This window comes from Citrobacter sp. Ce129 (assembly GCF_030334545.1).
Taxonomy (GTDB): domain Bacteria; phylum Pseudomonadota; class Gammaproteobacteria; order Enterobacterales; family Enterobacteriaceae; genus Citrobacter; species Citrobacter europaeus.
The window spans coordinates 213,991-240,014 of sequence record NZ_JAOWDS010000065.1; the positions used below are offsets into that span (position 1 = coordinate 213,991).

Below are 26,024 nucleotides of genomic sequence, written 5' to 3' on the forward strand. Positions count from 1 at the left end.
AGGAAACGTATGATTTTGCGTGAAAATAAAAAAGGCGGTCCGAGGACCGCCTTCTGTTATCGTCCTGCCATCATAAATCTGGAGGATTTTTTCCTTCTTCCATAAAGGCTTCGTCGATTCCTTCCACGTTACCTGCATGGTCACGCCCGGAAAACAGGTTCCAGCAGGTGATGAACAGTGCGGCAATCAGGGGGCCAATCACAAAGCCGTTAATGCCGTAGATCTCCATGCCGCCGAGGGTGGTAATCAGAATCAGGTAGTCCGGCATTTTGGTGTCTTTCCCCACCAGCAGCGGGCGCAGGATATTGTCCACCAGCCCGACGATAATCACGAAGAAGCCTACGATAAACAGCCCTTGCCACAACTGGTGCGTAGCGAAGAGAAATATTGCCGCTGGTACCCAGACGATTGCTGAGCCGACGGCGGGTACGAGGGATAGAAACGCCATCAGCGCGCCCCACAGAACGCTGCCGTCGATATCAACAATGGCAAACGCGATGCCGCCCAGGATACCCTGAACCAATGCCACTACCGCCGTGCCCTTGACCGTTGCCCGCGTCACCCCGACGAACTTGGCAAACAGGTGCTGTTTGGCAAAATCAGAAAGCGGTAATGAGTCCAGAATCTGGCGCACCAGGTACGGTCCGTCCTTCAGTAAGAAGAACAGTAGATACAGCATGATGCCAAAGCTAATAGCAAAGCCGAATGTTCCTTTACCAATCAGGAACGCGCTGCCTGCGAGGTACTGTCCACCCTGCAGGACAATGTCGGACAGTTTTTTCTGAATCTGCGCGACGTTATCCAGATTATGTTCTGCGAGGAAACTTCTGGCCCAGTCAGGAAGATAAGAAATAATGGCGGTAACCACTTCGGGAAACTGAGTGTCGTTTTGTTGTAATTTGGCATATACCACGTTCAGCTCAATAGCTAACGAGGAGAGGATTATCATCAGTGGGATAAAGACAATCAGACAAATGATGCCGATGGTGAGCAGTGACGCCAGCCCGTTGCGTTCCCCAAGCGCCGTGCGCAGTCTGTTTTTCACCGGGTTAAAGATAGTGGTCAGGATTGCGGCCCACAAAATGGCGGAAAAGTAGGGGGACAATACATCGAAGAATGCCCAGGTCACGAGGGCAAGTATGAAAATGAAGAAACCTTTAGTCAGTCCGTTAAATCGCATTAGTGAACCCTGTAATGAGAAGCAGTCACGACTATAGAACCGTTCAGGGGAATTACCAACTTTAGCTGCAGATATTAAGAAGAAAGATGACAAGGCATGAGCGGACGCCCTGTCATATGAAGATTCTTTCCTGGCTTTTAAAGGTCAGCAGCGAAGGTCTGCTGCGAGCGAGGAGCGGACGTTGAGGCACCTAATAAATCGTCTTAACTTTCAACTTTTCTGACCCGTAATGTCCTGAGGAGCAAATCGTACAAACTATCCACTGCAGGAGAACCCTGGGAAGTATGGCTTCTGAACAATGAGACTTCCATGGGTTCAAGAGGCCCCAAAAGATGTTCACTGCCAAGAATTTGCAGATGAGGTGGCACGCTGCACTGGGTCAGAACGGCAACAGCCAGGCCACTTTCTACAGCTGTAATCTGTCCCGACAGACTGGAGCTGTTATACACCACCTTATATCTCCGCCCCTGCAGTGCTAGTGCGTTGATAGCACTACGTTTAGCAAGGCTTGTACTTTCATAAACCGCAATGGGTAATGGATCGCGCCGCCAGACCTCAAACTGTGGAGAACCCACCCACACCATCGGTTCATAAAACAGTAACGCGCCCTGGTTGGGTTGCTCCCGGGAGACCAGGGCCAAATCGAGATCGCCGCTCTCAACGCGAGGAATGAGTGACGTTGATTGCTCGCAGCTCAGTTCGATCTCGACTGACCCAAAGTTAGGGGCAAATCTCTTCAGCGCAGGGGTAAGGTATTTTGCTGCATAGTCATCAGGAACTCCCAGACGAATACGCCCTGTTAACTCCTTACCGTGAAATGCGGCCTGTGTTTCAGCATGAAGGTCGAGCATCCTTCTGGCATACCCCAGCAGTTTTTGTCCTTCAGACGTGAGTTGATGTTGACGAGGGCCGCGAAGTAAAAGCTGACACCCTAATGCAGATTCCAGCTTTTTAAGTTGCATGCTGACCGCAGATTGTGAGCGATGGACTTCAGGTGCCGCAGCCGAAAGCGATCCCGCATCCACTACCGCGACAAAACATTTAAGCCAGTCCATCTGGAGGTCTTGATGATGCACCTTTGAGCCTTGCATTCGATAATCAAATATTAATATCAATTATTATGCGTTTTTATCGATTCCACAATACTGTCATAGTGGCCCCCTGTTTGCTTTCACTGTTATGAAATTCATGAGGTCCCGGATGACGCATCACCAGCCCGATTTGTCTCAACTTAATCATTCGCTGATATGGGATGGTTTTCGGCAGCTTATCCCGGTTTCACTCTTTGTCGCTATTTTTGGTGCCGCCTTTGGCCTGGCCGCATCGCAGAAAGGAGTGGACCCGACGTCGGCGACAATGATGAGTTTGCTGGTTTTTGCCGGTTATGCTCAATTCGCCACCTTAGAGCTTTGGACCGATCAGGTTCCTGTATTAACCCTTATCGCCACCGTTTTTGCCATTAATGCCAGGCATCTGTTAATGGGGGCCACTTTATACCCGTGGTTGCGCGCGTTAACACCCGCTAAACGCTACGGGATCATGATGGTCGTTTCCGATGCTAACTGGGCCATGTCCATACAGGCATTCAGCAGGGGAAGCGCGGGGTTGGGATTACTCTTTGGTGGCGGTCTTGCGTTATGGCTTTTTTGGGGAGCAGGGACCCTGGCAGGACTGTATTTTGGGAGCGTTATCCAGGATCCCAAAAGCGTTGGTCTTGATATGGTCATGGGGTGTTTTCTCCTTTCTATGGTGTTCGAAGGGGAAAGAAACCTGAGGATGTTGATTATCTGGGCCGCAGCGGCCAGTGCCTCGCTGATAGCGTATAAATGGTTACCAGAAAATAGTCATGTGATCGCTGGAGCCCTCGCCGGAGGTATTACTGGAATTATCATGAGAGAGAAAAAATGAGTATTGAGACGGTAGGCACAGGACCTCTTATTATTATTTTTATTATGGCGTTGGTCACACTCGTTACCCGATGGGGTGGTGTCTGGATTATGTCCTTTGTGCCTTTTAATCACCGAATAAAAGCCTTTATTCAGGGGATGTCAGGCTCCGTTCTCGTGGCGATTTTAGCCCCCGTTGCCCTCACAGGCGACAAAGGCGCTCAGATGGCATTATTGACCACGGCCGTCGTGATGCTGGTTTATAAAAGACCTTTAATAGCTATCACCCTTGGGATTGTCGTTTCAGCCTTGGTCAGATATTTTTAAACCGTTCCTGAGCTAATCCTTCGATACATTTAAGCGAGTGCTATGAGCCTAATGCCACGAACGATCGTTTTAATTCCCGGGTATATGCTGAATGAAATGCTCTGGCATGAATTTGAAACATACCTGCCGGCAAACTGTATTGTTCATCATGCTTCCGTAACCGGAGGACTAACCCTCCATGATATCGCGCAGCATATGAGTACCTGTCTGCCTGACAAATTTACGTTGATAGGTTTTTCACTGGGAGGGTACATTGCCCGGCAGTTTGCTGCAGATTTTTCGGATCGTGTGGAGTCCCTGGTACTGATTGCCAGTTCGTTACGGGAGGATACGCCATTAGAGGCGGAATCAAAGCGGCAAAGCGTGCAGTCATTGTCACCCGCAACGTTTAAGGGGCTGAGCAGCAATGCTATTGCCCGGTCACTGCACCCCCTAAACGCATCAGATCGGGATATGATTTCTACTATCCAGCAAATGGGACGTTGTCTCGGATTTGAAGCCTTCATTACGCAATCGACCTTAACCCGACAAGGTAATCCTTCAGCAACGATAGGTTGTCCCACTCTGGTTATTGCCAGTGAAGATGACGCCATCCGTTCCATGCAGGAGGCGGAGGAACTGGTCGATGCCATACCTGGTGCATCGTTGAGAACCATCAAGGATTGCGGTCATATGATCCCGCTCGAACAACCTGAGGCGTTGGCGAGAACCATTACTGAATGGATCTCAGTCGGGTAAATTACTGCAGTGGGTAAGGTCTGCTATTGGCACGAAACGGACAGCCTGATGCATCGCAAGGTCTACTTCGAGCGGGAAGCGGATATAGAATAAGGGATTGACAAATTCCTCACACCAATGGTTGTATGATGCAACTATTGTTGCAGGGTAATGCTCATGATTTCTGAACTAAGTAACATACAAAACATACGTGCGGCATCACGCTTAATGGTGCGAGAGCTTGGGTTCATGAACCAAAACCTGGCTGCAACCGACTATCCTCCTTCAGCAGTTCACGCCATGCTTGAAATTGAAACACATGGGTCATTGACAGCCGCTCAATTGGTCCAGATCTTGGGGCTAGAGAAGTCCAGCGTTAGCCGCATGCTCGCTAAACTTGTTGAAGCCGGAGAGCTTAAAGAAGCTCCTTCTGCTGAAGATGCGAGGACAAAACGGCTAAGCCTTACCGGGAAGGGCGTGGAGACCGTACATAGCATCAATACTTATGCTGACGAACGTGTCGGAGCAGCACTTGGTAAGCTCGATCCGTTTACACAGCAAGCTGTATTACAAGGTCTTTCTTCCTATGCCAACGCGTTGAAAGCCTGTCGTGAAAGAAACGAGGGTAACCTGCGTAACAGCGTAAAAATAGTCACGGGTTATCATCCCGGCATGATAGGTCGTATTACTGAAATGCATGGCGGCTATTACGCCAGAGAACATAACTTCGGCAGTTTTTTTGAAGGGAAGGTTGCCGCAGGTCTTGCTGATTTTTCTGGTCGCCTGGACAAGCCATGTAATCAGATTTGGCTGGCAATCGTGAATGAGCGCATAGTCGGCTCAGTTGCAATTGACGGTGAGGATCTGGGGAATAATGAGGCGCATCTGCGTTGGTTCATCCTTGACGATGGGTGTCGTGGCAGCGGACTGGGTAGAAAACTTATTGGCGAAGCGATGAGATTTTGTGATGAGCAGAGATTCTCTTCGGTTCAATTGTGGACATTTAATAAACTTACTGCGGCAAGACGATTGTACGAATCATTCGGATTTGAATTATCGAAAGAATGGGAAGGCGATCAATGGGGTAATACTATTACTGAGCAACAGTTCACTCGAAAGGCATCTTAAAACCGCTAACCACTTCCCCTGGCGGCCAGGATTTTTTTGAGTACTTGCATCTATCAGTTGAACTCACAGCAGATATCGTACGCTATGATTTAATAGTGAAACCGTTATGTTTTTTCCCGAAAAGGGTCGTCAATAAACGAGGGGGTCGTTATGAACACTCAACCTGTCATCGGGATTAGTGGATGTTTAACCGGTTCAGCCGTGCGTTTCGACGGTGGGCATAAACGGATGGGGTTTGTGATGGATGAGCTGGCTCAGTGGGTGACTTTCAAACCTGTCTGCCCGGAGATGTCCATCGGTTTGCCAGTACCACGTCCCGCGTTGCGCCTGGTTCAAACCGCACAAGGGAATATCCGCATGTGTTTTAGCCATGCGCCAGGTGAGGATGTCACCGATAAAATGTCCGATTTCGCTGCTTCATATATCGATGGACTTGGCGGTCTGTCGGGTTTTATTGTCTGTGCTAAATCACCAAGCTGCGGTATGGAGCGAGTGAGGTTGTATGACGAAAAAGGAAATCGTGGCCGAAAAGAGGGTACTGGCCTGTTTACCGGCGCATTGATGGAAAGCTACCCGTGGTTGCCAGTCGAAGAAGATGGCCGTTTGCACGATCCGGTGCTGAGGGAGAACTTTGTCGAGCGAGTGTTCGCGTTACATGAGCTTAATAGGCTGCGGGCCGATGGTCTTACTCGTCACGGCTTACTCAATTTCCACAGTCGCTATAAGCTTCAGCTTCTGGCCCATCACCAGGCAGGTTACCGGGAGATTGGTCCATTCGTTGCATCGCTCCATCAGTGGGATGATCTGGACACTTTTTTTGTGGCTTATCGCGAAAAGCTCATGGCAATCCTTAAAAAGCCCGCCTCGCGGAAAAATCACACCAACGTACTGATGCATATCCAGGGCTACTTCCGCGATCGGTTAAACACCCGCCAGCGCGGAGAGTTACGTGACGTTATCCTCAACTATAGCGGCGGGCTGCTGCCAATACTGGCGCCACTGACGCTACTCAAGCACTATCTTGCTGAATACCCGGACAGCTATTTGCTTACCCAGAACTATTTTGATCCTTATCCGAATGATTTAGCACTACGGTTGATGATCAAGTAGCCTGATAGCAAATCAACATGGGGCCGATATAACCATGTTTGCGAAGGTTATCCTTGCGATCCCGCAGGGATAACGCTCGCAGTGTGCAGATGAGAAAAAACGCGGCCCTGTATCCACGAGTAAATGTGTCGTCCGTGATTTAACCGTTTCTGATTTCAGCATCAATGCAAGGCTGAGGTTTGCCAAACAGATATCCTTGTGCAAAATCGCAGCCCAGTGCCTGAAGACTTTCAAGTTGCTCCTGCGTTTCAACACCTTCTGCAACAGCCTTCATATTGAGGGATTTCGCCATGCCGGTGATCAGTTTGATGATATTAAGGGCGTCTTCCTGTGTGGATATCGAATGCACAAAGGATTTGTCTATTTTGATTTTATCGAAGGCAAGTCTGCTGAGGCGCGAAAGAGACGAGTATCCGGTACCAAAATCATCGATGGAAATTTTCACGCCCAGGGCTCTGAGCTTATTAAGCGTGTTCATTGGTGTCGTACTCTCAGTAAAGAGAGAAGACTCTGTCACTTCCAGTTCGAGGCGGTCCGGTGGAAGTCCTGTTTCTTTCAGTATGGTTAACACGATGCCGGCAAAGCCTTTGCTGCTTAGCTGAACAGGGGAGACATTGACCGAAATCTTAGCCGGAACCGCCCAACACGCCGCTTCCCTGCAGGCAATTTCAAGCACCGCTTTCCCCATCTCATTAATCATTCCTGTTTTTTCAGCAACAGGAATAAAGCTATCAGGCGACAGCAGACCTTTTAGAGGATGAATCCAGCGAATCAGCGCTTCATAGCTGTAAATTTTCTGGCTGAAAGAATCGACAATAGGCTGGTAATAGACCACGAATTCTTTGTTCACTATTGCCAATGCCATATCATGCTCAAGCGTTCTGCTTTCTTGCAGCTTTTCTAACATGCGTTGCCGAAAGACTTTTATCTTACCTGAGCCTTCATTTTTGGCCTCATACAGGGCCAAATCGGCAAATTTATAAAGATAGTCGGAGCGACGTTCAGTTTCTGAGATAACGATGCCAACACAGGTAGTTATGTTGATAATCGTGTTGTAAATAGTGTAGGGCTGGCTGATAAAATCACTTATTTTCTGGGCTCGTGAAACGGCCCGGCTTTCTGTCAGACCGCTCGACAGAAACGCAAACTCATCCCCTCCTAAGCGATACAGGGTATCCGAAGTCAGGCTCATCGAAATCAGACGGTCTGATATCTGGCGCAATAACATATCACCAGCATCATGACCATACGTATCATTTACCTCTTTGAATCGATCTAAATCGAACAACATCACGGTCACAGCATCGTTATTTTTTTCTGCTATCTCGATTGTTTTATTTAAATCGCTCCAGAATAGCTGGCGGTTATTCATCTCGGTAAGAGAATCATGGTAGACGTCATATTCCAGTTTAGCATTCTGGATTTGTAGCTTTTCTTTAGATTTCTGCAGTTCTTGGGCCAGACTCTTGACCTGAAGGTGCGCCCGCAGAATATTTCTGTTTTGATAGAAAATGAGCACGCCCAGAATCGCACTGAGTATTATCAACAATACAGAGGTAGCTGAGTAAATATAGTACAGCGTTTGAATTTTTTGGTTGGCGTTATTGATCGAGTTAACATCCTTGTTTAAGGCACCGGATGAAAGACGGCCAAGTGGTGCATCCAGAGCATGCATTTTTTTCAGATATGCCTGGAGTGCTGAACGATTCATGCTCTCAAGATTAACATCCAGATAACTAAGAGTATTTTCAAGTTTTACCGCCAGCTCACGGTGGGCTATATTGCTTTCTATGTAGCGCCCCAGGTCACCTTCTTTTATCAAATCACTCTGGCTGAGCATAATGTCGAGACGCATACGTACATCATCGAGATTCATCGTATCATCGATAGTGTAAAGACCAAGCAACGATTCAAATCGGTAATATTGTGATACCAACTGAGCAGCAGACCAGGAATCGGTGTAATGAGTCAGTTTCTGTAGCTCTTGTTGCCGTTCATGCACTAGGAAAGAGATATACCCGGTAGATATAAAAAGAAAAAAGATGATGCCAGCCAGTATTCTGTTCATGATGTTCCTCTGAACGTTTACTCAATATCCATACTACTGACCTGCCATGCAGACCTTGAATAATAAATCTGATTATTCAGTTCTGGCATGCTGTCATAGGGGTACACAATGAATAGCGGGCCTTTGTCACGGATGCGCATATATTTTCCGTTGATTTTTAAAGCAAGGATAGCATTGTATTTTTTGAAATCACTGAGAGGGATAACGGTGGTGTAGTCATTGAGCGCAGTGACCTTCACAACAGAGCCATTCGCCCCGACATAATCCATGATTTTTTGAAGTGGAATACCCGTAAAGGTAGTGCGTCCATTATACCAGGGGGAGGTGGTCTGGAAGCTGACCATGCCGAGCTTCTCGAGGCTGGCGGTATCAAAAACGGCTTTCCCATCAGCATTTGTATTTTCAATATTACCCGACAGCGTTAAAAGAACTTTACCGGTGGGCCTGGAAAGTTCACCTGCCCAAAGCTGGGTGGAGAGTACAAAGCTTACCAACATGACCATTAACCGCATTCTTACCTCACCAATCAGCCGGATGTAAAAGAATTATAATTTAGATATCACGCTATTTATATATATTGCATAGGTATTATTGGTGCAATAAATTCAGTATTTTTTAAATTCTTTTAAATCAGTGGGTTAGTTGTTATTTGTTCTATTGTGATGCATTAGCAATGCTGGTGGTGTTATTTGAGTAAAGCTAAATTTCACTGTGTACGTACAAAAATAAGTCATCTATTTACTCAGCGCCAATAAATACGCACGAAAATAAAGGTTTATTTTTTCACTGCAGCGGGATTTGGTTGTTTACTGGTGGATAACTATATCGGACACGAAATTGGGCACGAAGCCGCCCTTAGTATAGCGGGAGCGCTTCGTGTCGGTAATCAAGAGCAGACATTCTATGCTGCGGCAAGTGTGGTCTATCTGAACCCGTTTATTCACCCGCCTGAACTGACTGACGGGCATACAGATAAGCGGTAGCCCTGGAAACGCCCAAATGCTGCGCGACGGTATCCATAGATTTTCGTACGTTAAGCAAACCGTCTTTGCGTAATTGTTGAATCAGTCGCTTACGGTCTTCAGGTTTAAGGGCGCGGGCCGTTGTGGCGCGCTTAGCTGCAAAGTCATCGATACGCTGGCGGATGACTTCATTACTACCAGGATCGATATGTTCCTTAACAGGCGAGTCTGTGGTTTCAGTAAAACGCGCGAGGGCGCTCTGCATGCCACGAAACAGCGTCATATCCACATTCAGACACAGTGCTGCTACGTATATGCCTTTTTCATCCTTGATGCCTATGGACGTGCTTTTCACCGGGCGGCCATCGGCAAACTGGTTGCTGTAGTTGGCAATGATACTGGGAAATTCAGGCGATGCGATTCTGGCCAGGCCAAGCTCTGTTGCCGGTTGGCCGGGTTCACGTCCTGACAGGTTATTATGGATGGATAAAATGGCATGTTCAGGATTTTTGAGATCATGAACTACCACTTCGCAAAATGGAGAAAAGGTCTCACTCAAGCCCCTGGCGATAGTATCAATTTGGCAGAGAAGTGAATTGTTGTCGGTTTTTGGCATGCCAGTCTCCTGCGGTGATGCCTGTTGCCACGATTGCGAGCAGTTTACAGTGAGCTGGGCTCGCTTTTCCAGACGGGAATGTACAGACAATAGTAAGGTATCCGCTTAGCAGATACCTTTTCGATCACCCGGCAAGGAATTCACTGTAACGGCTGATATCCACGTTGCCACCGCTGATGATAATGCCGATTTTCTTACCACGCAGTTCAGCTTTACGCGCTCTGGCGGCGGCGAAACCCAGGCAACCGGTCGGCTCCACGACAATTTTCATTCGTTCAGCGATAAATTTCATTGAGGCGACTAATTCATCGTCTGAGACAGTCAGAATATCGTTCACGTTTTGCTGGATAATTGGAAACGTAATATTCCCAAGATGTTGAGTTTGAGCGCCGTCAGCAATGGTTTTAGGTGTATCGATATGAACAATTTTGCCGCTGCGAAACGACTGTTGACCATCATTTCCTGCTTCGGGCTCGACGCCATAGATGATGCAGTCAGGAGACAAATGTCGCGCTGCCAGTGCGGATCCTGAAAGCAGCCCGCCGCCGCCCAGACACACGAAAAGAACGTCTAACTGACCCACTTCCTCAATCAGCTCTTTTGTGGCGGTGCCCTGGCCCGCAATCACGTGCGGATGGTCGTAAGGCGGGATTAGCGTCAACCCGTGTTTTTCTGCCAGGTCCCGGCCAATCTTTTCACGATCTTCGCTATAGCGATCGTACATCACCACATTTCCGCCATAGCCTTTTGTTGCGGCAACTTTAGCTGCCGGGGCATCATGCGGCATGATAATGGTCGCCGGGATCCCCAACAATTTTGCCGACAGGGCAATGGCCTGCGCGTGGTTGCCGGAAGAAAAAGTAACGACGCCCGCAGCGCGTTGCTCCGGGGTGAACTGGCGCAACGCATTCATGGCGCCGCGAAATTTAAACGCGCCCATTCTCTGGAAGTTTTCGCACTTGAAGAAAACTTCAGCAGCAAATTCTTCATTAACCGTTCGGGAGGTCATCACCGGCGTTCTGTTGGCATAATCGGCGATGCGTTCTGCCGCAGCGGCCACATCGTTATAATCTGGCAGTGTCATTTCAGTCATTGTTGTTCACCTGTATGTCGTTAAACGTTACGCTTGTGGGGCCAACGCAATGGCTTCAATTTCCAGCGCGAAGCCATAATGAAGCTCAGCAACGCCTGCTACGGCACGGGATGGGCGAAAATCACCGATCCATTCTCCATAGATTTTGTTAAACGTCGGCCACTGGTTCATATCCGTCACATAGACGCGAACAGACACCAGATGCTGACGGGAAACTCCAGCACCCGCCAGACAAGCATCAATATTCTTGAGTACCAGTCGGGTTTGATCTTCAAAAGAGGCATCCGCTTTTTTCTCGCCATCAAAAGTAACCGGCAACTGCCCCGAAATGAAGACGAAGCCGCCAGCCGTTGTACTGTGCGAGTAATGACCTGCTGGCGGGAAGCTTCCGGCAGATGAGTTCAATGTAATGTCCACGGACATAAGAAATCTCCTGTAGCTGATGATAATTCACTTTGTGTAAAATAATACTGTTTGTCTTATTTATACGCTTTCATACTGCTTTCGGCTAGTGGTAGTTTTCGCGGGTGATAATTTTGTGAACTATTGCAAACGCGGCACACGCTATTTCGCCATCGTGAGGTGGCGAAAAGGGGGGGCTTTTGATGAGGGGGACGGCAGGAGAGTGTAGCAGCGCCCCGGAGCGGGGCGTCTGGGGGAAAATATTAGCCGATATGACCGTGGTTAATCTTACTTAATGGTTCATTGATATCGAAGATTTTGAACGTCACGTCTGTCACGCCTAAATGCTTCAGGCGGGCCGTGTGTTTTTTGATATAGGCCAGCGCGGTGTTTTCATCCTGGAACAAGTAAATGCCACCCGCTTCATTATTTGCTGCGTTTTCGGTCCAGATTTTCCAGATGAACCCCGGCTCCTGGTTGATTGACTCGGCCAATTCAACGAGCTGATTCGACATCTCAGCCCCAAACGGACCATGAAAATCAAAGTGTATCTGTACGAGTTTGTTCGACATAAATCCTCCATGGATGGGTTAATTCGGGTAAGGCTGTTAGCGCAACAGCACGTGACCCGTCAGATAAGTTACAGCTTGTCCGCCGATGTAAACACGCGTTCCTGTCAGTTGGCAGTGTAAATCCCCGCCGCGTGCCGAGACCTGGCGCGCCAGCATCTGTGTTTTGTTCAGTTTTGCAGCCCAGTAAGGGATCAGCATGCTATGTGCCGAGCCTGTGACGGGGTCTTCCGCTACGGCTTCGCCTGGGCAGAAGAAACGGCTGACGAAATCGTATTCCCCATCACCCGGTGCGGTGATACAAACCATTTTCCCCAGCGGAAGCATGGCGTGGATGTTTGGGCGCACAGCCTCAACCTGCTGTTGATTCTCCAGCACCACCATGTAATCGCGTGCGACGCGCACCTCTTTGTATTCTGTGATGCCTAATGTTTCCAATAATAAGGTGGGCGGCTCGACAGGTTCACTTTGCCAGGCCGGAAAATCAAGCGTCAGCCATTCACCGCTGCGTGTGACCGTCAGCGGACCCACAAACCGGGTAGCAAAATGGAGGGTAGTGTCCGGGTAATCCAGATGTTCAAAGATGACATGCGCGGCGGCCAGAGTGGCATGCCCACACAGATTGATTTCTCCCTGAGTGGTAAACCAACGCAGCTCAAAGCCATTTTCCTTGGCGACAAAAAAAGCAGTTTCAGACTGGTTATGCTGCTGCGACATTTTTAATAATGTTTCATCGGGCAGCCAGTTAACGAGCGGACAGACTGCTGCGGCATTACCGCCAAACGTCGTGGTGGTAAAGGCATCTACCATGTAAAAATCGATTTGTTGCACAGTGTAACCCTCTCATCGCACTCGGGATAATCCACACTCTATCATGCAATGATTGCCATGGGTTAAGCGCGCCGATTCGCCTGACTGGTCAAAATTCGTTATCATCCGTTCCCACACTTTATCCAGGCCGCTCATGTCTACGATCCTCGATACCTTCATTGCCCCACCTTGTCATGACGAGATAGAGATCCTCTATCAGGACGAGCACCTGGTGCTTATCAATAAACCCAGCGGGCTGCTTAGCTTGTCGGGGAAAAATCCGCAGAATCTTGATTCGGTACATTACCGGCTGGTACAGATTTACCCCGGCTGCACACTGGTTCATCGGCTTGATTTTGGGACTTCAGGGCTGATGGTGGTTGCCCGCAACAAGGCTATCAATGCCGCGCTTTGCCAGCAGTTTAGCCAGCGTACGGTCACTAAGGTATACAGCGCGCTGTTATGCGGACATCTGGAAAATGATGAAGGGATTATCGACGCAGCGATTGCCAAAGACCCGGCGCTGTTTCCACTGATGTCGATTTGCGCTCTTAACGGCAAACCTGCCCGCTCGCGCTATCAGGTTATTGAGCGCTTTTATCACCCCCAGGAGGAGGGGACTTTACTCCCCTTGACGCGCGTACAACTGACGCCTGAAACTGGGCGAACCCATCAACTACGGATCCACTGTCAGCAGTTGGGGCATCCTATTTTGGGGTGCGATTTGTATGGCGGGCGTCTGCTGCCAGGCACTGAACTAACCCCGCGGCTGATGCTGCATGCCAGTGAGTTGCATTTCAGGCATCCTGTCCACAAACAGTGGGTGAATGCCGAAAACGCCAGCCCCTTCTGAAGCGGTAAAAAAGCCGCCAGATGGCGGCTGTTATGGGGTTATCGCGCGGCGCGTTGTAAAATAACTGCTGATGGCTGGCGTTGTAGAAACCGCATGCGCAGCATCATCAGTACCGCCGCAGAGGTAAGACCGATAATAAAGCCCATCCAGAATCCCGCCGGTCCCATCCGGTCAACGACCAGGTCGGTCAGCGCCAGAATATAACCGCTTGGCAAACCCAGCACCCAGTATGCCGTAAAGGTAATAAAGAAAATGGAACGCGTATCTTTATAACCACGCAGGATACCGCTGCCAATAACCTGGATAGAGTCCGATATCTGATACAACGCGGCCAGTAACATGAGCTGCGCCGCCAGAGCGACTACTTCCGGGTTATTGTTGTAGAGCAGGGCTATGTGCTCGCGGAATGTCACGGTGAAAATCGCCGTTACCATCGCCATGCAGACCCCGACACCCAGACCCGTTCTGGCGGCAGTTTGCGCATCCAATGTCGATCCCTGGCCCAGACGATAACCGACACGAATGGTGACAGCTGCAGCCAGAGACATCGGCAGAACGAACATTAACGAGCTGAAGTTCAGTGCGATCTGGTGTCCGGCTACGTCGACAATCCCTAACGGGGAAACCAGCAGCGCCACCACCGCAAACAGCGTCACTTCGAAAAATAGCGCCAGCGCGATAGGCAAACCCAGTTGGATCAGACGTTTCATTACGGCGGTGTCCGGTTTCTGGAAACCACGCTCATTACGAATATCGCGCATCGAGCGTGCGCGTTTTACGTAAGACAGCATGGCGATAAACATCACCCAGTAAACCGCAGCCGTAGCTACACCGCAGCCCACGCCGCCCAGTTCCGGCATGCCTAAATGCCCATAAATGAAAACGTAGTTAACCGGAATGTTCACCAGCAGGCCGAGAAATCCCATCACCATCGCCGGTTTCGTCTTGGCCAGACCTTCACACTGGTTACGGGCTACCTGGAAGAACAAATACCCAGGCGCCCCCCACAGCAACGCGCGCAGGTAGCCGACGGCTTTATCCGCCAGCGCCGGGTCAATATTATGCATGGAGTGAATAATGTAGCCTGCGTTCCATAGCACTACCATTATCAGAATGGATACGCTGCCCGCCAGCCAGAATCCCTGGCGTATTTGATGGGCGATTCGATCCCGGCGTCCGGAACCATTGAGTTGCGCAATTACTGGCGTCAATGCCAGCAGTAGTCCGTGACCAAACAGAATGGCCGGCAGCCAAATGGACGTACCAATGGCGACGGCCGCCATATCCGTGGCGCTATATCCGCCCGCCATGACGGTATCAACGAATCCCATTGCGGTTTGAGCGATTTGCGCAAGAATCACCGGAATTGCCAGAGCTAATAACTGACGCGCTTCACTTACATACTTTTGCACGTGTACACCACTATATTGTTGTTATTTGAGAGACTAAAAAAGCCGCCTTATCTGGCAGCAAGGAGAAAATGCAGGGGAAATTTCAGTCTATTGTAGCGAGGAATACGTAATTCTCCAGTGAAAAAACAGGCAGGCGCGGCGCATTGCTGGCAACCTGAATTTCCACCTGCTATTGTGCTGTGCAGAGATGTCTTAATTGAGTTCAGGAGTTTGAAGTATGTTTACGGGTATTGTGCAGGGCACCGCGAAATTGGTGTCCATTGATGAAAAACCAAATTTTCGTACGCATGTCGTGGAGTTGCCTGAATATATGCTGGATGCGCTGGAGACTGGTGCATCGGTTGCTCACAATGGGTGCTGCCTGACGGTCACCGAAATTAACGGTAACCAGATAAGCTTTGATCTGATGAAAGAAACGCTGCGCATCACCAATTTGGGTGACCTGAAGGTCGGTGATTTGGTCAACGTTGAGCGGGCGGCAAAATTCAGCGATGAAATTGGCGGACATTTAATGTCGGGCCACATTATGACTACCGCCGAAGTGTCGAAAATTCTGACCTCTGAGAACAACAGACAGGTGTGGTTTAAGGTTCAGGATCCATCGCTGATGAAATATATCCTGTACAAAGGATTTATCGGTATTGACGGTATCAGCCTGACGGTCGGTGAAGTGACGCCGACGCGCTTCTGTGTGCATTTGATCCCGGAAACGCTGGAGCGTACGACGCTTGGCAAGAAAAAGCTGGGCGCGCGGGTCAACATTGAAATTGACCCTCAAACTCAGGCGGTGGTTGATACCGTTGAGCGTGTGCTGGCGGCGCGTGAATGCGCCATCAGTCACGTCACGGGCGAAGCGGGAGCGTAGTGTCAAGCCCCCGTTGGCTCGGGGGCGATAACGATTAGCGGGGAACACGCAGACCGTGTTCAACGCCGCGGGAAAATACCACCTGCCATAGCTGAATGTCGCGAGCACGAAACGCCCCGGCGCAGGCGTTCAGGTAATAGCTGAACATCCGTTTGAAACGTTCGGTATAGTTATCGGCGATTTCGGGCCAGGATCTCATGAAACGCTCGTGCCAGGCCATCAGCGTTGTATCGTAATCCGCGCCAAAATTATGCCAGTCTTCCATCACAAAATGTGGCTCGCTGGCGTTAGCTATCTGGCGAACTGACGGTAAACAGCCGTTCGGAAAGATATATTTATTGATCCACGGGTCAACGTTATTGTCGGTCTTTTTGGAGCCGATGCTATGCAGCAAAAAGAGACCGTCCGGTTTTAAATTACGATCGACCACCTCAAAATAGGTGGCGTAGTTCTTCGGCCCCACATGCTCAAACATGCCCACGGAGACAATGCGATCAAATTTGTCGTTCAGGTCGCGGTAGTCCTGCAGCAAAATGGTGACATCCAGCCCCGCGCAACGCGCCTGCGCCATTTTCTGCTGTTCTGCCGAAATGGTCACACCCACTACGCTAACGCCATACTGTGATGCCATAAACTGGGATAAACCGCCCCAGCCGCAGCCAATATCAAGCACCCGCATTCCTGGCTTCAACTGCAGCTTTTCAGCAATCATTTTTAGCTTCGCCTGCTGGGCAGATTCCAGGGTGTCGGCATCTTTCCAGTAGGCGCAGGAATACTGCATATAAGGGTCCAGCATGCGGGTAAAAAGGTCGTTGCCTAAATCGTAATGTTCTTTACCGACGACCCACGCACGTTTTTTGGTCTGTAAATTGAACAGGCGGGCCGTGGCGATACGTAGCGTATCTTTAAAGTGGCGGGGGAGTTGGTTTTCAAGACCCGCGCGCAGGACTTTACTAAAAAACATGTCCAGCCGGTCGCATTCCCACCAGCCATCCATATAACTTTCACCCAACCCTAACGATCCTTCCTGTAATACGCGTTTGAAAAAATCGGGGTTTGTTACGCGAATATCCGCCGGTGCCGGGCCATTAATGGTAATGCCTGCACGGCTCAATAATTCATTGGTGATGCGGTACCAGTCATCATCCGGTACGCTGACGTCTTCTATACACGATGAACTCATAGCTTCTCCATCACTGGTCGGTGATCAGAACCTTAAAACAGCGTAGACGCTTTTTTGGGCTTTGTGAGAAATCTCACGGAATTAATCCGCGAATCTATAATCCGACGTAGAACAGAGGAAGGGAGGAACCCTTGCCGAAAAGGCCATCCGTGGAAAAACGGGAACGTTCTTGTCACCGTTAATACATAGAAATTATCGTTATTTTTAACAACCGGAAATCAGTATAGGCCTGATTTTTTATCGATTCAACTGATAATTGTTAGCGGGCTAATTAATTGCCCGCAACAATCTTTAGTGAGACTCACCGTGGGCAATTTGTGCACGATCATCTGTTTGCGGGGCGTCAGCTTTCTGTGATTGCATTTTGTAACCCACGCCCGCCAGCAGCACCGTTGTCAGCATCACGCTGGTGGTGGTGAGCAGTGGGGTGGCGATTAACCAGGAAACCACAAGGCTTGCGAGGAAGCATAAACCCAGTTGCAGCGTGTTCTGCAATGCGGCTGCGCGTCCTGTTGCTTGTGGGAAAGGACGTAATGCTTGCGCGACGACGATAGGATAGATTGCCCCGTTAGCGATCGCCATCACACAGAATGGGATCAGGATTTCAGCCAGCGCAACATGATGAATAAAGCCGGTTGCCCAGGTGGCCACAACGCTGATGGCATACAGAATGAGTAACCAGGGCAGCAGTTGACGGCCCTGCCATTTTTGCAGCGCAGCGCGGCAGCCGTAACCACCGATTAAGAAAGCGATAGTTTGCGGAACATAGCTCAGGCCAATCACCGCTGGACTGTAGCCCATTTCGCTGAGGATGAACGGGGAACCCGTCAGCCATGCGAAAAAGCTTGCGGAACAGGCGGCATAAATCAGCACGTTTCCGCGGTAAGTTTTCGAGCGTAGCAAGGTGGCGAACGTCAGTTTGTCCTGGCTGTCGTCGCGTGCTTTAACCGTCGGTTTTAAGCGCAGTGCGGGAAGCATCAGAATTAGGGTAATGGCAAAAAGGGTGGCGAAAATGGCCTGCCAGGAAAAATGTACCAGGATCCAACTGCCTAGTAATGGTGCTAATGCCGGAGATAATCCGACCAGCGGCATAATGGTGGCAAAGATGCGGTTTACTTTTTGTGAAGGATAATAATCGGTGACCAACGCCTGCCAGATAACCGATGCAGCGCAAACACCAACGGCCTGGACAAAGCGCAGCACCAGCAGGCCGGTGGCGTTTTCAACCCACAGCATGCCCAGACTGCCCAGTGCAAAGATAGATAAACCCAGCAGCAAAATAGGTTTGCGACCGTAGTGGTCGGAAAGTGGCCCCCACAAAAGTTGCGCGACGGCAAAACCGGCTAAGAACAAGCTAAGGCTGGCGCTGACGGCAGATGCAGGTGTTTGCAAATCGGACTGAATTGCGGCAAAGGCGGGCAGATACATATCCGTTGCCAGAAAGCCGAGCACGCTAAGACCTGCCAGCCAGACTAAAAACCCTTTCCCAGGTTGCATTATCATTTCTCTTTTTTTAGCAATAGAACAATGCCGCTGAGTGTAGTGAGTGTAATTCTCGCTGTGAAACGCTAATATTTGCTTACTGATTTCAAATTTTTTGCAGGCAGAATATGTGGTCGGAATATTCACTTGAAGTGGTTGATGCGGTTGCGCGTAACGGCAGCTTTAGTTCTGCCGCCCAGGAGTTGCACCGTGTACCCTCCGCGGTAAGCTACACCGTACGTCAACTGGAAGAGTGGCTGGCGGTGCCGCTTTTTGAGCGGCGCCATCGGGATGTGGAATTGACGCCTGCTGGCGCATGGTTTCTCAAAGAGGGCCGCTCTGTTATCAAAAAAATGCAGATCACTCGCCAGCAATGCCAGCAAATTGCCAACGGCTGGCGCGGACAACTGGCGATCGCAGTCGATAACATTGTCCGCCCAGATCGTACCCGACAAATGATCGTCGATTTCTATCGTCATTTTGACGATGTGGAACTACTGGTTTTCCAGGAAGTCTTTAACGGCGTCTGGGATGCGCTGTCCGATGGGCGCGTTGAACTGGCAATCGGCGCCACGCAGGCGATTCCGGTGGGGGGCCGCTATACCTTCCGCGACATGGGAATGCTGAGCTGGAGCTGCGTGGTGGCTAGCCATCATCCGTTGGCGTCAATGCCCGGGCCGCTGAGTGATGACACGTTGCGCAACTGGCCGTCACTGGTGCGTGAAGATACCTCCCGTACGTTGCCCAAGCGTATTACCTGGCTGCTGGATAACCAAAAGCGCGTTGTGGTGCCAGACTGGGAATCTTCCGCTACCTGTTTGTCTGCAGGGTTGTGCGTCGGCATGGTACCGACGCATTTTGCCAAACCGTGGATCGATAGCGGCAAATGGGTTGCGCTACAGTTGGAGAATCCATTTCCTGATGCCGCATGCTGCCTGACATGGCAACAGAACGATACGTCGCCGGCATTGAGCTGGCTGCTGGATTATTTAGGGGATAGTGAAACGTTGAACAAGGAATGGCTGCGGGAGCCAGATGAGGCCCCCGCGCAACAGGCTTAGCGGCGGTAATCGCGGAACGGGCCGTCGGCAACCGAGCGGCGTTCTACCAGACGCGGATGCACCTCGATAGATTGTGACTCTTCGCGCTTATTCACGATACGGTCTAACAACATGTTGAAGGCCGTTTCACCCAGCGAATCTTTCGGCTGGTGAATAGTCGTCAGGGCCGGCGTGAAGAAGCGGGCGTTGCGCACGTTGTCGTACCCGATGAGCGAGACATCCTGCGGTACGCGCAGTCCCATCTCGTCAGCGGCGCACAGTGCACCCATCGCCATAATATCGCCACCACAGAAGACGGCGGTCGGACGATGCGACTGTGACAAAATTTGCTGCATGGCGCGATAGCCGGACTCAGGTTCAAAATCGCCCTGCACAATCCAGTTTTCAGGCACTTTAATCAGCGCTTCTTCCATCGCTTTCATGAAACCTGCCAGACGCCCGGCTCCGGTGTTACGTTCCATTGGGCCAGGGATCACGCCAATCTCACGATGACCACGTTCTACCAGATACCGACCTGCCATGTAACCGCCTTCGAAGGCGTTATCAATGACCGTATCGGTAAAGTCGGCTTTTGCTTCGCCCCAGTCCATGACGACCATCGGAATATGGCGATACTCTTCGAGCATCGTCAGCAGCGGCTCCGGATACTCGGAACACATCACCAGCAGACCATCAACGCGCTTTTGCGCCATCATCGACAGATAGGCCTGCTGTTTTTCGAGACTGTTCCATGCGTTACCCAGAATCAGGGTATAGCCTTTCTGGAAACAGTTTTTCTCAACGGCTTCGATAATTTCAGCGAAATAGGCCGCTTCGCTGCTGGTGGCCAACAAGCCAATAGACTTGGTGTGATTCACCTTCAGGCTGCGTGCCACTGCGCTCGGAGAATAGTGCAGCTCTTTGATCGCCGCCCAGACAGCATTACGCGTTTCTTCCGCGACAAAGCGCGTTTTGTTAATTACGTGTGATACGGTTGTAGTGGAAACGTTTGCTCGCTTCGCTACATCTTTAATTGTTGCCATTACATCTCACTCCAGACCATATCCTAAGCTCCTGAGAATACTCCAGGTAAACGTTTGCCTTTACACACCCTTAGCGCAACGTAAGGGTTGCGGCACGCCGGGAAAACGACACGGAACGTCAGGAAGGGGTCAATGGCCGGTACGCTAATCAAGTAAGCGTGGAATTTTGTCTGATCTTAACGAAAAGGGGAAGAGTTAAAAGCAGTTATCAATATAAATCGTGAGAGATTTTTGCTTTCAAGTGTGTAAAAATGCGCAATATCACTTTTTGTGTGGGAATAAAAAGGAGAAAACTTGATGAGCACCGATCTGAAATTTTCGTTAGTAACTACCATTATTGTTCTGGGCTTGATCGTCGCGAGTGGCCTGACCGCAGCGCTGCATTGATTTCCCCGAGGGAGTTAATTCTCCCTCATCCTTTCCGCTGGCTTTTCCCCTCTATTGTTTGCGAATAAGCAAAAGTCTTTTGCAGTTTTGTTAACTTTATTAATTTTGCGATCAATGTCATGCTTTTGACTCTTATTTTATGTCGCGCCATGGCTCGACGTTACGGAGTCGCAATATGAAACTCAATTATCCATTACTGGCGCTGGCGATCGGCGCGTTTGGCATTGGTACCACCGAATTTTCGCCAATGGGATTACTGCCCGTCATAGCCAAAGGTGTGGATGTCTCGATTCCGGCGGCCGGCATGTTGATCAGCGCGTATGCGGTTGGCGTAATGGTGGGCGCTCCGCTGATGACATTATTGCTGTCTCATCGTGCGCGACGTAATGCGTTGATATTCCTGATGGCGATTTTTACGCTGGGTAACGTGCTCTCGGCTATCTCACCGGATTACACCACGCTGATGTTATCGCGTATTTTGACCAGTCTGAATCACGGGGCATTTTTTGGTCTTGGCTCTGTGGTTGCTGCAAGCGTGGTACCCAAACATAAGCAGGCCAGCGCCGTGGCAACCATGTTTATGGGGTTAACCATTGCCAATATTGGCGGAGTTCCGGCGGCAACCTGGCTTGGTGAAACCATCGGCTGGCGCATGTCGTTTATGGCAACGGCGGGTCTTGGGGTCATCGCGATGGTCAGCCTGTTCTTCTCATTACCCAAAGGTGGGGCAGGAGAGCGCCCGGATGTCCGTAGTGAACTGGCGGTACTTATGCGCCCGCAGGTGCTGTCGGCACTGCTGACGACCGTTCTGGGCGCCGGGGCGATGTTCACGCTTTATACCTACATCTCACCGGTGTTGCATACTATCACCCATGCCACACCGGCATTTGTCACCGGTATGCTGGTGCTGATAGGCGTTGGCTTCTCGATCGGTAACTACTTTGGCGGCAAACTGGCTGACCGTTCAGTGAACGGTACGCTGAAAGGCTTTTTACTGCTGTTGATGGTTATTATGCTGGCCATTCCTTTGCTTGCGCGAAATGAGCTGGGCGCGGCGGTCAGTATGGTGGTCTGGGGCGCGGCGACGTTTGCCGTCGTTCCACCGTTGCAGATGCGTGTGATGCGCGTTGCCAGCGAAGCGCCTGGATTATCATCCTCAGTCAATATTGGCGCATTTAACCTGGGGAACGCACTGGGTGCCGCAGCCGGTGGGGCGGTGATTTCCGGTGGTTTAGGCTACAGTTTTGTGCCGGTGATGGGGGCGATTGTGGCGGGGCTTGCGCTGCTGCTGGTCTTTATCTCGGCGCGGAAACAGCCTGAAGAGGTCTGTACTGCCACTCATTAAAACTAAAACGCAGAAGGGGTTCCCTTCTGCGTTATCTTTTTATGCTGTGAAGTTCTTCGCAACAAATTCCCAGTTCACCAGCGCCCAGAAGTGCTCCAGGTAACCAGGACGGGCATTGCGATAATCGATGTAGTAGGCGTGTTCCCATACGTCAACGGTCATCAGCGGCGTCGCGTCGGTGGTCAGCGGAGTACCCGCGTTGGAGGTGGAAACGATAGCCAGTTTGCCATCCGTTCCTTTAACCAGCCAGGTCCAGCCAGAACCGAAGTTTTTGATAGCGGCGTCGGTAAACTGCGCTTTGAAATCCGCAAAGCTGCCAAAGGAGGCGGCAATTGCCTCGGCCAGTTTACCGGTTGGTTCGCCACCTGCGTTCGGTGCCAGGCAGTTCCAGTAGAACGTGTGGTTCCAGACCTGTGCTGCGTTATTGAAGACACCACCTTCAGAGCTACGTACGATCTCTTCCAGTGATTTACCTTCAAACGCAGTGCCTTTAATCAGGTTGTTCAGATTGGTCACGTAGGTTTGATGGTGTTTGCCATAGTGGTATTCCAGCGTTTCGGCAGAAATATGCGGTGCCAGAGCATCTTTGGCATACGGTAATGCAGGTAATTCAAACGACATTGCTTCTCTCCTTATTATTTATATTGAGTACACACAATAGCCTCATTGTGAGTAAGGATAGGGTAGCAAATTGAAAGGTTATGCAAAAGAAGAACTTACCCTACAGCATGTTCTGTAGGGTAAGTTTTTAGCGAATTGTTTTTGGCGTCATTACCCGACGAGCGCCCACATAGTGGCGCTGCCAGTAATCTTCACTCAGAGAGGTGATTTGAATTTCCTGCCCGCTTCGCGGTGACTGAATAAACTTACCGTTGCCAACATACACGCCAACGTGATCAGCGGTTCCGCGACCCTGGGTACGGAAAAAGACCAGATCGCCATTTTTCAGTTCGCCACGTTCGATCGGTGCGGCATCGCGCAGGTGATACATTTCGTTCGCGGTACGCGGAATGCGGAATTTCACCAGATCTTTATAGGCGTAATAGACCAGTCCGCTGCAGTCAAACCCGGTTCTTGGTGAGGTGCCGCCCCAGCGATAAGGTTTGCCGATTTGGTTCATCAAGGTAGACATGGCGGTTTTAGTCGCTTTCTGCACTTTCACTTTATGCGCGTCAGCAAGCGTCGTTGGGGTGGTGGTTTTCACCTTCACACAGCGCGGCTTATGGCCTTTGCGCGGTGTGCATTTTTCAGTCCAGGTAACGGCAGCAGTTTGTGCTGCGGCAGTTTTACCACGACGATTTACAGTTTTAGTCAACTTTGCCGGAGCGGCTGTGCGTTTTTTTGAAGAGGAAGCGGTTTTGGTGCTGGTTTTACTGGTGGTCTTTGTCGCCGTTTTCTTGCTGGTCTTTGTTGTTTTTTGGCTGGCTGTAGCGCTTTTCTTTTTATCTACCGTTTTGATGGTGTGAGAATTGGTAGGTGTCGTCCTGGCCTGCTTGGAAGCATGAGCCATAGGCGTAAAGGGCAGTGTAGTAAAAAGTAAAGCACAGAGCGTGATCGAGATTCGGTTTATCCGCGCCACTGAGCAGTCCTCTGGTAAGGCAGGTCTATCGTGCCTGCGTGTGATTTTCAAAACTTGATGATTCTAATCTATAGAAAGAGGGAAAGTTAATAGCTTTTTTTGTTTAAACTTATGTTTCGTAACCGACCGCAAAAAAAAACAGCAATTAACGTAGGAGTTGGTGAACGGATAATCAAATCCACAGCCTTTAAAGGGATAAATGAGATTGTGAATGCAACTTTTAGCGTCAGGGGATAAAATAATAACGCGTAATGAAAATGTTATTTTCCGTTGCCTGTCTGACCCGCTACAATGTCAGACTACTGCCGTAAAAGAAGTTTAAGGAAGCAAGATAATGAGCACCACTATCGAAAAAATCCAGCGCCAGATCGCTGAAAACCCGATTCTCCTGTACATGAAAGGTTCCCCTAAACTGCCAAGCTGTGGTTTCTCCGCACAGGCTGTGCAGGCGCTGTCCGCCTGTGGTGAACGCTTTGCTTATGTTGATATTCTGCAGAACCCGGATATTCGCGCCGAGCTGCCGAAATACGCAAACTGGCCGACCTTCCCGCAACTGTGGGTTGACGGCGAGCTGGTTGGCGGCTGTGACATTTTGATCGAAATGTACCAGCGCGGTGAGTTGCAGCAGCTGATTAAAGAAACAGCGGCGAAATACAAAACTGAAGAGCCGGACGCTGAGTAATATCAGCAGAAGTAAAAAAGCGACCTGAAATGGTCGCTTTTTTTATGTCGCCGTTACGCTTCTTCAGGTACGGGAAGAGGCCAGCCGCCGAGACGTTTCCAGCGGTTAACGATTTCACAAAACAGCACGGCAGTACGTTCGGTATCATACAGCGCCGAGTGCGCCTGATTCCCGTCAAATTCCATTCCCGCCGCCAGACACGCTTTTGACAACACCGTCTGTCCCAGTGACAAGCCGCTTAATGCCGCCGTATCAAAGGTGACAAACGGATGAAACGGATTACGTTTCAGCGAGGCGCGTTCTGCTGCAGCCATCATGAAACTGTGGTCGAACGTAGCGTTGTGCGCCACCATGATCGCCCGATTGCAGCCGCTGTCTTTAATGCCTTTACGCACCATTTTGAAGATGGCATGCAGAGCGTCATATTCGCTGACCGCGCCGCGTAGCGGATTGTTAGGGTCAATACCGTTAAAGGCGAGGGCCTCCGGCTGCAAATTCGCGCCTTCAAACGGCTCTACGTGGAAATGTAACGTCGTGTCCGGCATCAGCCAGCCTTGTTCATCCATTTTCAGTGTGATGGCTGCGATCTCAAGCAGCGCATCGGTTTTGGCATTAAACCCTGCGGTTTCGACATCAATGACGACAGGATAAAAACCACGAAAACGGTCACACAGACCGGAAAGTTGAGCGTTATCGGACATCTGGGTCTCTTAATACGGGAAAATTGCAGCGCGTATTATGGCAAAATGATGAGTATAAAACTACGGGCACAGACGATCTGTGCCCGAGGGGGAGGTTAGTCGCCCAGGCCGCGCCCGGCGTCTTTCTCTTCGATCAGCTCAATTTTGTAACCGTCGGGATCTTCAACGAACGCGATCACTGTGGAGCCGCCTTTTACCGGACCTGCTTCACGCGTAACGTTACCGCCATTCTGGCGAATGCGTTCACACGCCTCGGCTGCGTTGTCTACGCTCAGAGCGATATGGCCGTAGGCGGTGCCCAGCTCATACTTGTCGACACCCCAGTTATAGGTCAATTCGATCACGGCTTCACTGGTTTCAGGGCCGTAACCGACAAAGGCCAGAGAATATTTGTATTCAGGGTTTTCGCTGGTCCGCAGTAGTTTCATGCCCAGCACGTTGGTATAAAACTCGATGGAACGCTGCAGGTCACCCACGCGCAGCATGGTATGAAGTAAACGCATCTTTTTCCCCTTCGAAAATGGCTAATACATTCAAAATGTTGTTTTAGTATAGCGGCGTTGTTACGCCGCTATCAATGGCAG

At 50.2% G+C, this 26,024-nt stretch carries 28 protein-coding genes; 11 read left to right on the forward strand and 17 right to left on the reverse strand.

What is annotated here, in order from left to right; translation table 11 throughout:
* Window positions 1–70 precede the first annotated feature (70 nt).
* Together OGV77_RS14935 and OGV77_RS14940 are read right to left on the reverse strand one after the other, a co-directional pair.
* Window positions 71–1,180 carry an AI-2E family transporter gene (locus tag OGV77_RS14935; RefSeq protein ID WP_047411496.1) on the reverse strand — a complete coding sequence of 370 codons (1,110 nt, stop codon included), beginning with the start codon at window positions 1,178–1,180 and terminating at the stop codon, window positions 71–73.
* A gap of 203 nt (window positions 1,181–1,383) precedes the next feature.
* Window positions 1,384–2,235, reverse strand: coding sequence for a LysR family transcriptional regulator (locus tag OGV77_RS14940; protein ID WP_228084740.1), 852 nt, complete (start codon window positions 2,233–2,235; stop codon window positions 1,384–1,386).
* Between the two features lie 145 nt (window positions 2,236–2,380).
* Between OGV77_RS14940 and OGV77_RS14945 the strand changes: the two genes are divergently transcribed.
* The 5 genes from OGV77_RS14945 (at window position 2,381) to OGV77_RS14965 (ending at window position 6,348) form a co-directional block, all read left to right on the forward strand.
* A complete protein-coding gene (locus OGV77_RS14945; RefSeq protein ID WP_087050607.1) occupies window positions 2,381–3,088 on the forward strand; it encodes an AzlC family ABC transporter permease in 708 nt (235 codons plus the stop codon).
* Entirely contained in the window at window positions 3,085–3,393 is a 309-nt protein-coding gene (locus OGV77_RS14950) for an AzlD family protein (RefSeq protein WP_087050606.1), read from the forward strand. The genes OGV77_RS14945 and OGV77_RS14950 overlap by 4 nt, the downstream gene beginning before the upstream one ends.
* A 42-nt stretch (window positions 3,394–3,435) precedes the next feature.
* Window positions 3,436–4,131, forward strand: a complete 696-nt coding sequence (locus OGV77_RS14955; RefSeq protein WP_087050605.1) for an alpha/beta fold hydrolase — start codon at window positions 3,436–3,438, stop codon at window positions 4,129–4,131.
* Window positions 4,132–4,287: 156 nt separating this feature from the next.
* Window positions 4,288–5,238, forward strand: a complete 951-nt coding sequence (locus OGV77_RS14960; protein WP_170928002.1) for a bifunctional helix-turn-helix transcriptional regulator/GNAT family N-acetyltransferase — start codon at window positions 4,288–4,290, stop codon at window positions 5,236–5,238.
* A 150-nt stretch (window positions 5,239–5,388) separates the two neighbouring features.
* Window positions 5,389–6,348: a YbgA family protein gene (locus tag OGV77_RS14965; RefSeq protein ID WP_087050604.1), complete on the forward strand. Its 960-nt coding sequence runs from the start codon at window positions 5,389–5,391 to the stop codon at window positions 6,346–6,348.
* Window positions 6,349–6,487: 139 nt separating this feature from the next.
* Here OGV77_RS14965 and OGV77_RS14970 read toward each other — a convergent pair whose 3' ends face one another.
* From OGV77_RS14970 to OGV77_RS15000, 7 genes are all read right to left on the reverse strand, one after another.
* Entirely contained in the window at window positions 6,488–8,416 is a 1,929-nt protein-coding gene (locus tag OGV77_RS14970) for a putative bifunctional diguanylate cyclase/phosphodiesterase (protein ID WP_087050603.1), read from the reverse strand.
* A gap of 17 nt (window positions 8,417–8,433) precedes the next feature.
* Window positions 8,434–8,928: a putative pterin-binding protein gene (locus tag OGV77_RS14975; protein WP_043016451.1), complete on the reverse strand. Its 495-nt coding sequence runs from the start codon at window positions 8,926–8,928 to the stop codon at window positions 8,434–8,436.
* Between the two features lie 424 nt (window positions 8,929–9,352).
* Entirely contained in the window at window positions 9,353–9,994 is a 642-nt protein-coding gene (locus OGV77_RS14980) for a helix-turn-helix transcriptional regulator (RefSeq protein WP_087050602.1), read from the reverse strand.
* Window positions 9,995–10,118: 124 nt separating this feature from the next.
* Window positions 10,119–11,087: a threo-3-hydroxy-L-aspartate ammonia-lyase gene (locus OGV77_RS14985; RefSeq protein WP_080625134.1), complete on the reverse strand. Its 969-nt coding sequence runs from the start codon at window positions 11,085–11,087 to the stop codon at window positions 10,119–10,121.
* A gap of 27 nt (window positions 11,088–11,114) precedes the next feature.
* Window positions 11,115–11,510, reverse strand: a complete 396-nt coding sequence (locus OGV77_RS14990) for a RidA family protein (RefSeq protein WP_075146120.1) — start codon at window positions 11,508–11,510, stop codon at window positions 11,115–11,117.
* A 242-nt stretch (window positions 11,511–11,752) separates the two neighbouring features.
* Complete coding sequence (locus OGV77_RS14995; protein WP_043016447.1) at window positions 11,753–12,061, reverse strand: monooxygenase; 309 nt, start codon at window positions 12,059–12,061, stop codon at window positions 11,753–11,755.
* A 36-nt stretch (window positions 12,062–12,097) separates the two neighbouring features.
* A complete protein-coding gene (locus OGV77_RS15000) occupies window positions 12,098–12,889 on the reverse strand; it encodes a PhzF family phenazine biosynthesis protein (RefSeq protein WP_087050601.1) in 792 nt (263 codons plus the stop codon).
* 133 nt (window positions 12,890–13,022) lie between these two features.
* On the opposite strand from OGV77_RS15000, the gene OGV77_RS15005 reads away from it, so the two are divergent.
* Complete coding sequence (locus tag OGV77_RS15005) at window positions 13,023–13,721, forward strand: RluA family pseudouridine synthase (RefSeq protein ID WP_043016445.1); 699 nt, start codon at window positions 13,023–13,025, stop codon at window positions 13,719–13,721.
* 38 nt (window positions 13,722–13,759) lie between these two features.
* On the opposite strand, the gene mdtK is transcribed toward OGV77_RS15005, so the two are convergent.
* On the reverse strand, window positions 13,760–15,133 hold the full coding sequence (gene mdtK / locus OGV77_RS15010) for an MdtK family multidrug efflux MATE transporter (protein ID WP_043016444.1): 1,374 nt from the start codon (window positions 15,131–15,133) through the stop codon (window positions 13,760–13,762).
* A gap of 217 nt (window positions 15,134–15,350) precedes the next feature.
* Between mdtK and OGV77_RS15015 the strand changes: the two genes are divergently transcribed.
* Window positions 15,351–15,998, forward strand: coding sequence for a riboflavin synthase subunit alpha (locus OGV77_RS15015; protein ID WP_087050600.1), 648 nt, complete (start codon window positions 15,351–15,353; stop codon window positions 15,996–15,998).
* 34 nt (window positions 15,999–16,032) lie between these two features.
* Here the strand turns inward: OGV77_RS15015 and cfa are convergent, their stop codons facing one another.
* Together cfa and punC are read right to left on the reverse strand one after the other, a co-directional pair.
* Window positions 16,033–17,181 (reverse strand): cyclopropane fatty acyl phospholipid synthase, encoded by a 1,149-nt coding sequence (cfa, locus tag OGV77_RS15020; RefSeq protein WP_043016442.1) that lies wholly within the window; start codon window positions 17,179–17,181, stop codon window positions 16,033–16,035.
* Between the two features lie 291 nt (window positions 17,182–17,472).
* Complete coding sequence (punC, locus tag OGV77_RS15025) at window positions 17,473–18,678, reverse strand: purine nucleoside transporter PunC (protein ID WP_043016441.1); 1,206 nt, start codon at window positions 18,676–18,678, stop codon at window positions 17,473–17,475.
* 113 nt (window positions 18,679–18,791) lie between these two features.
* On the opposite strand from punC, the gene punR reads away from it, so the two are divergent.
* A complete protein-coding gene (gene punR, locus OGV77_RS15030; RefSeq protein ID WP_043016440.1) occupies window positions 18,792–19,724 on the forward strand; it encodes a DNA-binding transcriptional activator PunR in 933 nt (310 codons plus the stop codon).
* On the opposite strand, the gene purR is transcribed toward punR, so the two are convergent.
* Complete coding sequence (gene purR / locus OGV77_RS15035; RefSeq protein WP_043016439.1) at window positions 19,721–20,746, reverse strand: HTH-type transcriptional repressor PurR; 1,026 nt, start codon at window positions 20,744–20,746, stop codon at window positions 19,721–19,723. The genes punR and purR overlap by 4 nt on opposite strands.
* A 297-nt stretch (window positions 20,747–21,043) precedes the next feature.
* Between purR and cydH the strand changes: the two genes are divergently transcribed.
* On the forward strand, window positions 21,044–21,133 hold the full coding sequence (gene cydH / locus OGV77_RS15040) for a cytochrome bd-I accessory subunit CydH (RefSeq protein WP_072036634.1): 90 nt from the start codon (window positions 21,044–21,046) through the stop codon (window positions 21,131–21,133).
* Window positions 21,134–21,308: 175 nt separating this feature from the next.
* Window positions 21,309–22,478: an MFS transporter gene (locus OGV77_RS15045; RefSeq protein WP_043016438.1), complete on the forward strand. Its 1,170-nt coding sequence runs from the start codon at window positions 21,309–21,311 to the stop codon at window positions 22,476–22,478.
* Window positions 22,479–22,517: 39 nt separating this feature from the next.
* Here the strand turns inward: OGV77_RS15045 and sodB are convergent, their stop codons facing one another.
* Together sodB and OGV77_RS15055 are read right to left on the reverse strand one after the other, a co-directional pair.
* Window positions 22,518–23,099, reverse strand: coding sequence for a superoxide dismutase [Fe] (sodB, locus tag OGV77_RS15050; RefSeq protein ID WP_087050599.1), 582 nt, complete (start codon window positions 23,097–23,099; stop codon window positions 22,518–22,520).
* A 127-nt stretch (window positions 23,100–23,226) separates the two neighbouring features.
* Window positions 23,227–24,057 carry a C40 family peptidase gene (locus tag OGV77_RS15055; protein WP_286502843.1) on the reverse strand — a complete coding sequence of 277 codons (831 nt, stop codon included), beginning with the start codon at window positions 24,055–24,057 and terminating at the stop codon, window positions 23,227–23,229.
* 334 nt (window positions 24,058–24,391) lie between these two features.
* Here OGV77_RS15055 and grxD point away from each other — a divergent pair, with 334 nt between their 5' ends.
* A complete protein-coding gene (gene grxD, locus OGV77_RS15060; protein WP_003832760.1) occupies window positions 24,392–24,739 on the forward strand; it encodes a monothiol glutaredoxin 4 in 348 nt (115 codons plus the stop codon).
* Between the two features lie 53 nt (window positions 24,740–24,792).
* Here the strand turns inward: grxD and rnt are convergent, their stop codons facing one another.
* Both rnt and gloA read right to left on the reverse strand, forming a co-directional pair.
* A complete protein-coding gene (gene rnt, locus OGV77_RS15065; RefSeq protein WP_003029200.1) occupies window positions 24,793–25,440 on the reverse strand; it encodes a ribonuclease T in 648 nt (215 codons plus the stop codon).
* Window positions 25,441–25,535: 95 nt separating this feature from the next.
* Entirely contained in the window at window positions 25,536–25,943 is a 408-nt protein-coding gene (gene gloA / locus OGV77_RS15070) for a lactoylglutathione lyase (protein ID WP_043016435.1), read from the reverse strand.
* Window positions 25,944–26,024 lie beyond the last annotated feature (81 nt).